Here is a 13,047-nt window from a genome sequence, read left to right as displayed (position 1 = left end):
ACCCTACAAAACCCAATATAAAAACAATAAAAGTTTTACATCTGAATAATTTTTTGGAAAAGGATCTCACGGCTCGAAAGTAAAACTTACCTATTAAAAAACAAATACATCACCATTCCTTATTGCTCAAGCCATAAGTTATACAGACTTCATCAGCACTTTTTAGCCAAAAACCTAAAAATCAAATTAAAATTAACGTATTAAAATACTTATAATTTAACCAAATTGTTCGAACAAATATTTAAGAATTTCTTTAATATTCAGAAAAATTTATCATTTGTAAAGCTGATATAGAGTTTCTTTCATAATCTGTTGTCATTTGGTCTTTATTAAAGTTTACGGACGCATTCTCATCTAACTTAGGCAAGTTTGTGTACAGCATGAAATAGGCTGTATCCAAATGCATATCAAACTTATAAATTTGCCGAGAATATTTATGCAACAGGAATTGGTTCCCAGAAGAAAGTTTTATACAAATGATTTGCTCTCAGGTTTAGTTGTTTTTTTAGTTGCTCTACCGCTCTGTTTAGGTATAGCCAGTGCCTCAGGTGCACCCTTGATTTCCGGTATTATTGCGGGTGTCATTGGTGGAATCGTTATCGGTTATTTGAGTGGTTCTCATATTAGTGTGTCAGGTCCCGCTGCTGGGCTTACCGCTATTGTTTTAACACAGCTAGATAAGCTTGAAGGCAACTACCAAGCTTTTTTATTTTGTTTAGTTTTAGCCGGCCTCATCCAATTATTTTTCGGGTTATTTCGGTTGGGGACCTATTCAAATTTTATCCCAACCAATGTGATTATGGGGCTTCTTGTTGCCATCGGATTAATCTTGATTATCAATCAACTTCCTCTGCTCTTTGGGATTAAAACCGAAATTCTTCAACAACGTTGGTCCGAAGGGACAGGCCTATTACAGCATCTTGATTATGGTGCGGCAATCATTGGTATCTCAAGTATATTCATTATTTTATTGTGGGATAAAACACCTTTAAAAAAAATGGTTGTACCCTCTGCACTTATTGCGGTCATTTTTGCGGGACTCTTAAACTATTTTTTTATCAGTACCAATTCCAGCCTCGCAGTCGGCACTGAACATCTAGTCAATCTTCCCAATATTTTTTCAGGTGTTGAATCAATTATCAGTTTCCCTGACTTCACTCAATGGAATAATCCTATAATTTATACAGGTGCCATTACGCTGGCGATCGTCGCCTCGCTTGAAACACTATTAAATCTAGAAGCTGCGGACAAAATGGATCCGCAAAAGCGTGCCTCTCCGCCAAACAAAGAGTTGGTGGCTCAAGGTATCGGAAATACCATGTCTGGTTTAATTGGAGGTATGCCGATTACCTCAGTGATTGTCCGAAGTTCAGTCAATGCAGCAAGTGGTGCAAAGACCAAATTCTCTGCAATTTTTCACGGTATTTTATTGATTATTGCGGTTTTATTTCTGACACCATTAATCAATGTTGTTCCATTATCTTCCCTTGCCGCCATTTTAATTTTAACTGGCGTAAAATTAGCCAGCCCTTCACTTTTTAAACGGATCTATGGTCAAGGATGGAAGCAATTTCTACCCTTCATTGTAACGGTTGTTGCAATTATCGCGACGGATCTACTTATCGGTATTTTGTTAGGGCTGTTGATTAGTTTTATCATTGTATTAAAAAATAATTTATTCCGTGGTGTTCGTATCATCCATGAAGCACATTTGCATGGAAATATTACCCGTATTGAACTGGCACCCAATATTAGCTTTTTAAATCGTTCCGCATTAGTTTCTGCCTTAGAGAAAATAGTCAGTGGCGATACTGTAGTGATCGATGCGTCGAATACCTATTATATTGATCCGGATGTATATCAAGTGATTAAAGATTTTAGGGATGAAACAGCTGCAGAAAATGGCATCGATGTAAAACTAATTGGCTTTAAAATACATTATCCTGAAATTAAAGAAGAAGAACTGGATATTGATGTCAGTACTCAGGAAATTCAACGACAACTTACGCCTGCACAAGTGTTTCAGCTACTCAAAGAAGGCAATCAGCGGTTCGTTAACCATGAACGGATTTATCATAATATTGCTCGTCAAATTCAAGTCACTGCACAATCTGGACAGCATCCATTTGCCGCCGTTCTAGGCTGTATGGATTCACGTGCACCAACAGAACGGATTTTTGATGTCGGTATTGGTGACTTATTTAGTTTACGGATCGCTGGAAATATAGCGGGCGAAAAAGTATTAGGCTCTCTAGAATTCGCCTGTAAGAGTAAGGGTTCCAAATTAATTTTAGTATTGGGTCATACAGATTGTGGTGCAGTGACAGCAGCTTGTCAGATGTATGAACAAAAAAAGGATATTACTCAACTCAGCGAAACCCCACATGTACAATATTTTCTTAAACCGATTATGCAGGCGGCAGAAAATGTGCATAAAGAAATGACCGATTACCAACTCACCAGTAATTTCATTCAGGCGGTGACCATCGCAAATGTACAAAATAATATTGCCTATATCTTAAGAAATAGCCCAGTACTGAAAAAGATGGTCGAAGAAGGTGAAATTGGCATTGCAGGTGGTATTTATGATGTAAAAACAGGAAAGGTGGATTTTCTATAAATCGATACCAGTATGATCTCGTTATGATCTGTATAAGGATATCAGCATAAAGCTGGTCTTAAAGACAAGTGTAGTGATCGACATGGATGTCATCTTCCCCGCTAGTAAGGATCTGTTATGGATCTCTATCAGCTTTCTATTCATAGATGAAAGAAGCCTGAATATTCAGACTCCCTTATGATGCGCTTAGAGTCTATTTCTTATAGTATTCCCTTATAAGCCTTCAAGTTTTAGTCGATTAACCTGTTGACGATAAAGTGACACAGGATCAGGTCCAAACCATGCTTTCAAGCCCAAAATCTGATTAATTTCATCTAGGTGCGTTTGATTATAGTCGTCTCGAATCACCTGTCCGAAATGTGCATTGCAACGGTTAACCAAACCATCATTGTCATTATTTTTATAAGATCTTGGTGCCATGGTGGAAATGGCAACGTCAATGACATCAAGTAGATTGGTTGCTTGAGCTTTACCTGCCCACGAGTAATGATAAACCCCATTACTGGTAATCTTCTGACCATTGCCACAATCAGATGGAATTGCTGCAGTTGGGAACCTTGCATTGAATTCTGCAGAACCCTTTTCACTTAATGATTTTAATGAGCGATCCAGACTAATCGGCAAATCAGGATTACCTTGTAGAAGTAACTCCACTGGAGCAACGATATATTGTCCTAAGACGGTAAATAAAAATTTCTCAGCAGGATTATCCAACATATCATCTCCCACTTTGGACCCTTTAAACGTTCCAGCAACAGCAGTGAGTGAAGCGACTTTCTCAGGTGCAATTGCTTCAATATAACGAATGGTCGGTCCACCATGACTATGACCAATCAGATTAACTTTTGACTTTCCTGAGAGTGCCAAAACTTCATCTACTTGTTGTAGCAACTGCTCGCCACGAACTTCGGTGGATTCTAGTGGAGAAACCTGGGTTGCATAAACCGTCGCACCATTACGTGCCAAATCTGGAAGAACCTGATAAAAATAATCCATCCCAAAAGCTGTCGGACCGAGTCGAGTAAAACCAAACATCCCATGGTTAAATACAACTGGATATTTGGTTTTTGCATAATCAGAAGCCACATAGTTGCTACTAACGCTCTGTAAACCAGAAGCAAAAACTGGCATAGCCAATGTGGCCAAAGCCACAATACTAGCGGTGAGTAAAGTCTGTTTCATATATTTCCCTGCTATCTTGATTTCTTTTCTTTAGAAATCAGCATCATTCACGTTATAAATCCTCTATAACCATGCATTTTTTGTTTTTTTGCATAGTGCTCCTCATAAATAAAGCTGTCATCTAAAAGCCTTATTTACTCAATCCTATTTATCCTCCTTAGTCATAGATATATTCAAAATTCTGTAGGCACATTTATTCTGGTTGATTGCATAAATGAAGTGACTGCATTTGTTTGACTAAATCATGCAGTGTCCTCATATCTTTTAGTTTTGACTGTTGCTGAATTTCTTCTTTTCGGTCTTTCTAAAAGTGTATTGAATTATTTTTCCAGTTTTGAGCTTGCTTAGTAGCTGAAAGATTTTCATGATCTATCACGTTTATTCGCTTGACTGTGTAAATATTGTAAGTCGATTACTTACCCAAGCAGATCGTCGATTTCTCAATCCATAAGGAATAGGTTTTGCAGCTTTCTCATATTTAAGAAAACCTATTGATAATATTTAAAATATTTCTGAATTTTATTAAGCAGCTGTTGGCGGCTTTGTTGTTTAGGATATGAGCCGAACAAAAAGTAACTGATCAGTTCATTTTGCTGAAAAAGCTGAGATACGACTTTAGAGATGCTGTGTGAAGCCTAGAAAATCGTCCCGCTGGCTAAATACCACCTAAACAGATACATGCGAATAGTCATCATTATTTATTGGTGGGGCTTTGAATAACTTAACTATGAAAAACCTTCCATTTTTCAAAAGTTACCGCAGCACTTCCATGCAACCCACTGAAATACTTTTACAAAAAATGAATCCCATTACTTAAATTTTGATTTAACTTGTCCGTTTTCAAATTCATTATTTATATAAATTTTTCCATAAAATCAAAATTTTACTGCAAATACACCTCAAACGATACTAGGCAAAACTCAGATTTTTCTTATGGTCTAAAGCACATTAGTTAAATGATAACTGCTTATTTTGTTGGCCAATTTCGATTGTAACTATCCCAAAAAGTCATTTGGTACAGAACGATAAGTTCACCGTAAGCTTTTATTTTTTAAATTTCAGATGAAATGAAAACTCAACATTAGAAATGCACTTGAATGCCCTTTATTGTTATATTATAACATAACACTTAAATAATCTTATTAACTGCGTTCCTTCAAGTCACAGGGCATTTTTTACATGTTTAGGTCGTTTTTTCCCAATCCAAAGTGGTTTTTTTTATCTTTAATTGCTTGGTTCATCATTAATTTATTTTTGTGGAATTCTGGTGGAAGCCATTGGGGTGAGTTTTTAGGTTTACCCAAAGGTTATGCAAATATAGAACTTCCCATAGGCGTTAGTCGCTTCTGGTCACTCTCTTTTATATGGTTTTATTTATGGTTCTTCATCTCAACGTCTATTTTTGCAGGTTTTTGGCATTTAAAATCAGATAACCGTTGGCAAAGATGGTCCGTATGGGGGTCATCATTTATTCTATTTAATATCTGGTTTGGTGTTCAAGTAAGCGTCGTAATCAATGCTTGGTATCAACCATTCTATAACCTTATTCAAAACATGTTAGAAAATGGTGGAGGTGATATTAAAGAACTCTATATGGGAACAATTACTTTCTTATTGATTGCTCTAGTTGCAGTTACTTTAGCTGTAATCAATTCTTTTTTTACCAGCCATTATGTATTTCGTTGGCGCACAGCTATGAATGAATATTATACCGAGCACTGGCAAGAACTACGTCATGTAGAAGGTGCTTCCCAACGTGTTCAAGAAGATACCATGCGTTTTGCAACAATTTTAGAAGACCTTGGTGTAAATTTTATTAAGGCGATCATGGTATTAATTGCTTTCCTGCCGATTTTATTTGAACTTTCTAAACAAGTAACAGAATTACCACTGGTTGGAAATATTGATCATTCTTTAGTCTGGGCAGCAATCGTATGGGCAATATTCGGTACAGTTTTACTTATGCTGGTTGGGATTAAATTACCCGGTCTACAATTTAATAATCAAAAGGTTGAAGCGGCATATCGCAAAGAATTGGTTTATGGAGAGGATCATGAGCAACGGGCACAACCTAAAACATTAAAAGCACTATTTGGAAGTGTTCGGCAAAACTATTTCCGATTGTACTTTCATTACACCTATTTTAACCTAGCAAGCATCTGGTATATTCAATTAGATATTTTGTTTAGCTTATTCGTTTTATTTCCATCCATTGCAGCTGGAAAAATGACATTAGGACTCATTACCCAAATTACCAACGTTTTTGATCAAGTACGTCAATCTTTTCAATATTTGATTAACTCTTGGAAGACTATTATAGAGTTACTTTCCATTCACAAACGTTTAAAAGCTTTTGAATCAATTTTAGATAAATAACATTAAGACTAAATTATCTTATCCTGTAACAGCTTTGAAATGTGTTGATCGTATTTATACTGATCTTTGTGTGATTGATGTGGCTGAGAAAGGTGTGAAAATCATTGAAAATGTAGACGGTTTAAGCTTTGACGAATTGCAGTGACTGGCTGGGTGCGAAGTTGATTGATGTAACTGTATAAAACCTCCCTTCGTCCCTCATGAAAGGGGGGCAACTTACATTGCAAAACATTGAATAGATGCTATTAGGCAACATAGGTTATATAAAAATAATCTTGGAAAACCGCACTCACCTTCTAATTAAATCGATTTGAACCTTAGTTTTGTTCACTACAAATAATCAAGCATACACTCATGCTGATTAAACAATTTCTCATGGATTCATCATTTTCATGCAGCATGAGGAAATTAAAAAAAGAATTAATATTTCAGCTCTAAAAAAATACCAGTCATAAAGACTGGTATTCATCATCTATTAAGGCTTTTCACCATTTGCTAAACGCTGTTCGATCGCATCCAATACCGCAGGTAAGTCAGCAATACTATCAATTACATAATGTGCGCCTGAAGCATTCATTTTTGCGTATGCTTTTTCTTTTAAACCTAGTTGTTCAGACGCTGATAGTGCAGACCACTCTTCGATGCTTAGCCCAACTTCATTACCACTGACGGCCAAGCCCACAGTCCAACAACCAGCGTTTAAACCTTCTTCGATGCCGACCACTGTGTCATCCACTTTCACCACATTTTTAACGTCTAACACATCAAGTTCAATTAAGTTTTTCCACAACATTTCAGGATATGGACGACCATGTTTCACATCACTGGCTGTAATAGTACAGTCAGGCACATAACCTTGATCAGCTGCATCTTGCACCAATTGACCAATCATCATCGAAGCATAACCAGTATTACTGCCAATTTTTGCACCACGGGCACGAATATCAGCAAATGCCTCTAATGCCCCCGGAATCAATTTTGAGCAGCTTGGGATGCTTTTCAATTGGTATGGAATAAAGTCCTGATATAAACGGTCAATATCCGCCACAGTCACTTCAGCACCATGTGCCTGCTTCCACGCATCTGCAACACGTGGCATTTTCAAAACTGCCGCAATGTGATCGCGTTTTTCCAAACCCATTGGCGCACGTGCTTCTTCAATTGAAATTTCAACTTTATTATCTGCAAATAAAGCCATAAATGCCAAAATTGGTGCGCGTGAACCAAAATCTACTGTTGTACCTGCCCAATCAAAAACCACGGCTTGTAATGCTGAAGTTGAAGCGTTCATAAGTTTGTCCTATTCATTTCTCAAAGTTAAAAATAGCTGTATTGCGTAAGTTAAGTTTTGCGTAATATTTAATTTCTAATGGCAGCACCCACTCCTTTTAAAAGGAGAGCTAGGAAGAGGATCTATAATCTCCCCATCCTAACCTCCGCCCTGAGCCATAAATGGCACAAGAAAAGGAACTGTGAATTCCAATCAAATTCGATAGTGCTCAATCGCTGTTAAAAGTCGTTCAATATCATCTAAATAAATCTCTCCGATATTGCCAATACGGAAGCAATTTAAGTCAGTGACTTTGCCGGGATAGATCACAAACCCTGCTTGTTTCAGATTTTCATACAAGGCTGGGAAGCTAAAATCGGCTTCATTTGGATACAAAAATGTGGTGATAATTGGTGATTGTGGTGCGTCTTGATCTAAGACCATTTCAAAACCAAGCGCTTGCATACCTGCGGCTAAACGTTGTTGATTATTGAAATAACGCTGATAACGTGCGGTTACTCCGCCTTCTTGCTCTAATTCTAAAAGCGCTTGATAAAAAGCACGCACCACATGAGTTGGCGAAGTAAAACGCCATTTACCATTATGCTGTTCCATGGTGTTCCACTGGTCGTATAGGTCTAAACTGACTGAACAAGCCAAACCTTTGCACGCTTGTAATTGCTCACGTTTTGCCAAAACAAAACCAAAGCCTGGTACACCTTGGATGCATTTATTGGCACTTGAAATCAAGAAATCAATTTCAAGCTCTGCAATGTCCATTGGCACACCACCAAAAGAACTCATCGCATCGACAATCCACACTTTGTTTTTGGCTTTGACAATGCGTCCAATCGCTTGAATTGGATTTAATAAACCAGTGGTGGTTTCGCAATGGACACATGACACATGAGTGATGCTGTCATCTTCAAGTGCTTTTTCGATATCAGCCAGTTGAGGGATTTGCATTTCAGGGTAGCGTAATTCCACCACGTCAATTTTCAAACATCGAGCCATTTGCACCATGCGTGCACCATATGCCCCGTTATTGATAATTAAAATTTTACCATCCTTTGGAATCGCCGAACCTAACACTGCTTCTACAGAAAAACTCCCACTGCCTTGCATCAACACAGCACTATATTGTTCAGGTTTTGCAGTTGCCAACGCCACCAAACGACTGCGGATCTCCTGAACCAATGCGTTATATTCTTTGTCCCAAGTACACCAATCACGTTGCATCACACGACGCACACTTTTCGAGGTAGACAATGGTCCCGGTGTCAACAGTAAGTATTTATTTTCAACATCGTTTTCAATTGTGTTTGCAAGTTCAATTTGTGCGTTCATTTCGCCTAACCTTGTTCAATTTCATATAGTATAAACAAATCTGGTTTAAACCAGATTACAAAATATAATTTTCTAAAATTTCTTTCATAAATCCTGCGCCTGTGGTCATGCCTTTGCCTGCAATCGCACTGACAAGGAAAATATTGGTTTCAGCTTCCATCACACATGCCAATTCCGTAGGATGAGTCAGATAGTAACCATTCCAACGAGATTCAATTTCAGGTAGTTCTAAGCCAATATTTTCTTTGCAATATTGCAAAATGAATTGGTTAATTTCTTCACGTTGATTAAATTGTGGTATGTCTTCAATCGGATAATATTCATGGCTATCGCCCAAAATAATTTGTCCGAATTCATTTTGTTTAATCAGGATATGAATACCGTATTTTTCAACTAAACCGATTTGTGATTCATTGCGTAAATCTTGATGACTTGGGCAAATCTCAAAAGCGGGATAACGAGAGATCGACAATCCTGAATAAATCGAAGCTTTGAGATTGACTTTTAGCGGTTTGGTTAATGCCATTTGTAAAGTACAACGCAATAAACCTTTTTGTTGTAAGAGCTCGGGATACAACAATTGTGTCTCTTCACCATGACAAATCATGACTTTATTTGCGGTAAATGTTTGACCTGATGCCAAGCGAATATGCGCCATGCCTTGGTTAAATTGCGTCAGTACCACAGAAGCATTGCAATGAATGTGTACACCAAGTTTTTCGGCATATTGCAACAAACGCAGTCCAACCAAATGTGGCTCAACTGAATAATCTTCATGAAACACCATACCGCCACGTAGCGCAGTTTCTGGGTTTAAATAAGCATATTGATCAAACAGTTGTTGCTTAGACAATAGACTTACAGGAATCTGATAATCAGCTGCAGCTTGAGCAAACTCGTTTAATACTTGCCATTCAAGTTCGGTATTCGCGAGATACAAACCGTTCCGCTGTTGAAATGAAATATCGGTTTGTGCCTGAATCCGTTGATAAAATTCACGGGTTGCCAAAGCATATTCACGCCATTTCGCATCAGGACGGCTTAGCGTCGAAGTCCCAACCATGCCAAAGTTACGGCGAGTCGCACCTATAGGTTGTGCATATTTTTCAAAGACTTGTACCTTTAAACCTTGCTCTGCCGCTTGGATCGCAGCCGATAATCCTAAAATGCCTGCACCGACAATAATTAAGTCAAATTGTGCTGTATTCATTGTCTTTTCCACCTTATCTACTTTTTTTAGCACGCAAAATCCCCAGCGCCTAAAAGAAAGCGTTCAATTCAAATGGCTTAGTTAATTAAAAAGATTGACTGAAAGATCAATTTGTTATGAATGTGCTTGCTCACGCCAACGTTGTGTTGACGTCATCATTTTCCGAGTGAATAACCAATGCACCAACTTAACTGCACATGAGGTGAGTAAAATCAAAATACTCATCGCCACAGCTGCCACGGTATCACCTGCATCATCCATATTCAGCACCGCCACCGACGCCAAATTGGTATCAGATGAATAAAGGAAAATCGCAGCTGAAACAGTAGTCATGGCATTGACAAATAAATACACCAACACATCACACAGCGCAGGAAAGGTTAAAGGCAAATATACTTTGCGGAACATTGTCCAATGTGAAGATCCTAAACTTTGTGCAGCATGATCAAGTTGATTTGGGATCTGTTGAATCGCATGCGTTAAGGTCAAATGTGGCACAGTGTAATAATGAATAATGGTTGAAATCACCAACAGCGTCATCGTACCGTAAACGAAAGACACAGGATTTTGCGGTGCGTTAAAGAACAAGATATAAGCAATACCCAACACCAAGCCCGGCACAGCCAAAGGCAATAACACCAAGACTTTTACATAGTTTTTGAGTAAAGGATGTGCTTTAAAACGGGTACTAAATAAGGCAATGATGAAAATTATCATCGTACCGAAAACGGTACTGAACAATGCCAATTTGATTGAGTTAAAATAACTTGCCCAACCACCACCATCAACATAGTCAAAACGATAATGATTTAAGGTCATTGACAAATCATAGGGCCAATAGCGAATGAATGATGCGAGAATCGCAGTCACAATAATCAGTAAAATACCGCCTGAAATCACCCCACAAAATACAGTTAATGCTTTTTCAATTCGAGGATTGGCACGCAAACGATAAGGCTGAATTTGGAAATTTTGATAGCGTTCCTGATGACGACTTTGGTATCGATCAAAAATGAATGCCAACACCGCAGGACAGAGCAACAAAATCGAAATGACGGCACCCATGTTCATATTTTGTTGACCAATGATCTGCTTATACACATCCAACGCCATCATATTGAATGACCCGCCAATCACTTTGGGAATCCCGAAATCTGTGATGACATAAGTAAATGCTACCAGACAGGCACTGACTAAACCATAACGAATCGCAGGAAAAGTCACAGCCCAATGGGTTTGTAGTGTATTTTTTCCTAAAGCATGCGAAGCCTCAATCAAATGTTGATCAATATGGCGAAATGCCCCCATCATCAACATGACCATGGCAGGAAATAGCCAAAAGCAATAACTGATCAAAATGCCTAGTGGACCATAAATTTCCACCTCGCCCAGCATGCCCTTAAAAACACCTTGCTGACCAAACAAATACACCAAAGCCAATGAAGGCAAAAGTGAAGGTGCAAGAATCGGTAAAAATGCCACGGTTTTAAAGAAAGCTTTGCCTCGAATATTGCAATTGATCAATGCAAAAGCATAAACACTTGCCAAGCTCACCGTAATCAACATGGCTGTAATGGCGATCCACATCGAATTAAAAATCGATGAGATTAAAGCCGGATTGGAAAAATAAGCTGTAAAGTTATCCAACCCGACAAATTGATGCTGTTCATTTAAAAATGCGCTTTGCATCAATACGATTAAGGGTGCAATCAAACTCAAGGTGAATAGAATTGCTGCGACAAACAACACCGCACTTGAACGCAATGAATAACGAAAACGATGTGCTGTTTGACTACTTAATAAAGCATCTGCAGCAGACTGATTTAACATCTCGCATGCCCTCGTGAATCAAACACATGTAAGTCACGAATCGGCATTTGCAGATACATTCCATCTTGCACCACCGCCATATGTTGATGATCCACATCAACTTGCAACATATTGTCATCTGCCTGATCTTGGTTTTGCACCACGCAGAATAAACGACGTTTTGCACCTAAAAACTCAGTGTTGACAATATCTACAGCTAAATTTAAATATTCAGTAGAAGGTTCATTTCCAGCAACTAATTTGACATTTTCAGGTCGAAAAGCGATTTCATAATGTTCATCTTGGGCAAAGTTTAAATGTGGAAATTCAATAAAAGATTGCTCATTCATTTGTAAAAGATGCGTATCGACCGCTACTGTCTGTATAAAATTCATCGAACCAATAAACTGTGCTACAAAACGAGTTTGCGGTTTGTAATAAATATTATGTGGCGTATCGAGTTGTTCAATCACACCTTGATTCATCACCGCCACACGGTCAGAAATACTTAACGCCTCTTCCTGATCATGCGTAACCATGATCGCAGGCAAATTTAACTGACATTGAATGGTACGAATTTTTTGGCGGAGGTTTAAACGTACCAACGCATCCAAAGCGGACAACGGTTCATCCAACAATAAAACATCAGGATTGGGCGCAATCGCACGGGCTAAAGCCACACGCTGTTGCTGACCACCTGACAATTGATTGGGATATCTTTCTGCAATATTGGGCAATTCAATTAAGTGTAATAATTCATTGATACGAAATTGAATCTCTTGCGCTGACCAGTGTTTTTTATGCAAACCAAATGCAATATTTTCCGCCACAGTTAAGTTTGGAAAGAGTGCATAGTTTTGGAAAACAATGCCACATTTACGTTTTGCCGTATTAAAATGGGTAATATCAATTTGTTGTTTAATCACTTTGCCATAATCAGGCTGTTCAAGCCCAGCAATGATGCGTAGCAATGTTGTTTTACCACAACCTGATGGACCTAAAAAGCTAACAAATTCACCTGCTTTCAGGTCAAGGTTAATGTGTTCCAAGACACGGCTTGAACCAAAAGATTTTTGAATATCCATCACTTCAAGCACTGTTTTTGATTCTGCCATTTTAAACGTTCTTAAAGTTGAGAGCAGATGCCCTGCCGAATTTGGCATGGCTTGCCCTGTCCTACTTTTTTGTAAATGCGATGGAATTTGCATACTGCACCTAGTTTTTTATCGTTAA

General features: G+C 38.2%; 8 protein-coding genes and 1 pseudogene. 3 read left to right on the top strand and 6 right to left on the bottom strand.

The window, feature by feature from the left end; genetic code table 11:
• The first annotated feature begins 436 nt into the window (after positions 1-436).
• Entirely contained in the window at positions 437-2,620 is a 2,184-nt protein-coding gene (locus CQZ96_RS20575; RefSeq protein WP_004724799.1) for a solute carrier family 23 protein, read from the top strand.
• A gap of 213 nt (positions 2,621-2,833) precedes the next feature.
• Here the strand turns inward: CQZ96_RS20575 and CQZ96_RS20570 are convergent, their stop codons facing one another.
• Positions 2,834-3,802: an esterase/lipase family protein gene (locus CQZ96_RS20570; RefSeq protein ID WP_105714778.1), complete on the bottom strand. Its 969-nt coding sequence runs from the start codon at positions 3,800-3,802 to the stop codon at positions 2,834-2,836.
• 1,179 nt (positions 3,803-4,981) lie between these two features.
• Between CQZ96_RS20570 and sbmA the strand changes: the two genes are divergently transcribed.
• Both sbmA and CQZ96_RS20560 read left to right on the top strand, forming a co-directional pair.
• Positions 4,982-6,178: a peptide antibiotic transporter SbmA gene (sbmA, locus tag CQZ96_RS20565; protein WP_105714777.1), complete on the top strand. Its 1,197-nt coding sequence runs from the start codon at positions 4,982-4,984 to the stop codon at positions 6,176-6,178.
• A gap of 1 nt (position 6,179) precedes the next feature.
• Positions 6,180-6,360: pseudogene (locus CQZ96_RS20560) on the top strand (3-oxoadipate CoA-transferase); the annotation flags it as partial.
• A 293-nt stretch (positions 6,361-6,653) separates the two neighbouring features.
• Here CQZ96_RS20560 and phnX read toward each other — a convergent pair.
• From phnX to CQZ96_RS20535, 5 genes are all read right to left on the bottom strand, one after another.
• Positions 6,654-7,469 carry a phosphonoacetaldehyde hydrolase gene (gene phnX / locus CQZ96_RS20555; protein ID WP_105714776.1) on the bottom strand — a complete coding sequence of 272 codons (816 nt, stop codon included), beginning with the start codon at positions 7,467-7,469 and terminating at the stop codon, positions 6,654-6,656.
• A 192-nt stretch (positions 7,470-7,661) separates the two neighbouring features.
• On the bottom strand, positions 7,662-8,795 hold the full coding sequence (gene phnW / locus CQZ96_RS20550; protein ID WP_105714775.1) for a 2-aminoethylphosphonate--pyruvate transaminase: 1,134 nt from the start codon (positions 8,793-8,795) through the stop codon (positions 7,662-7,664).
• Positions 8,796-8,850: 55 nt separating this feature from the next.
• Positions 8,851-10,005, bottom strand: a complete 1,155-nt coding sequence (locus CQZ96_RS20545; protein WP_105714774.1) for a TIGR03364 family FAD-dependent oxidoreductase — start codon at positions 10,003-10,005, stop codon at positions 8,851-8,853.
• Positions 10,006-10,119: 114 nt separating this feature from the next.
• Positions 10,120-11,835 carry a putative 2-aminoethylphosphonate ABC transporter permease subunit gene (locus tag CQZ96_RS20540; protein WP_105714773.1) on the bottom strand — a complete coding sequence of 572 codons (1,716 nt, stop codon included), beginning with the start codon at positions 11,833-11,835 and terminating at the stop codon, positions 10,120-10,122.
• The gene (locus CQZ96_RS20535) at positions 11,829-13,022 is read right to left on the bottom strand and encodes an ABC transporter ATP-binding protein (protein WP_105714772.1); all 1,194 of its coding nucleotides are present in this window, start codon (positions 13,020-13,022) and stop codon (positions 11,829-11,831) included. The genes CQZ96_RS20540 and CQZ96_RS20535 overlap by 7 nt, the downstream gene beginning before the upstream one ends.
• Between the last annotated feature and the right edge of the window lie 25 nt (positions 13,023-13,047).

Source organism: Acinetobacter sp. MYb10, from assembly GCF_002980175.2.
Taxonomy (GTDB): domain Bacteria; phylum Pseudomonadota; class Gammaproteobacteria; order Pseudomonadales; family Moraxellaceae; genus Acinetobacter; species Acinetobacter guillouiae.
Note: the sequence above shows the minus strand (reverse complement) of the source record. Positions and strands in the feature narration are given on the sequence as shown.

Excerpts from the sequence above, each read along its gene's own strand:
- CQZ96_RS20575 (WP_004724799.1), top strand. The coding sequence starts at position 437 with ATGCAACAGGAATTGGTTCCCAGAAGAAAGTTTTATACAAATGATTTG.
- CQZ96_RS20570 (WP_105714778.1), bottom strand. The coding sequence starts at position 3,802 with ATGAAACAGACTTTACTCACCGCTAGTATTGTGGCTTTGGCCACATTG.
- sbmA (WP_105714777.1), top strand. The coding sequence starts at position 4,982 with ATGTTTAGGTCGTTTTTTCCCAATCCAAAGTGGTTTTTTTTATCTTTA.
- phnX (WP_105714776.1), bottom strand. The coding sequence starts at position 7,469 with ATGAACGCTTCAACTTCAGCATTACAAGCCGTGGTTTTTGATTGGGCA.
- phnW (WP_105714775.1), bottom strand. The coding sequence starts at position 8,795 with ATGAACGCACAAATTGAACTTGCAAACACAATTGAAAACGATGTTGAA.
- CQZ96_RS20545 (WP_105714774.1), bottom strand. The coding sequence starts at position 10,005 with ATGAATACAGCACAATTTGACTTAATTATTGTCGGTGCAGGCATTTTA.
- CQZ96_RS20540 (WP_105714773.1), bottom strand. The coding sequence starts at position 11,835 with ATGTTAAATCAGTCTGCTGCAGATGCTTTATTAAGTAGTCAAACAGCA.
- CQZ96_RS20535 (WP_105714772.1), bottom strand. The coding sequence starts at position 13,022 with ATGCAAATTCCATCGCATTTACAAAAAAGTAGGACAGGGCAAGCCATG.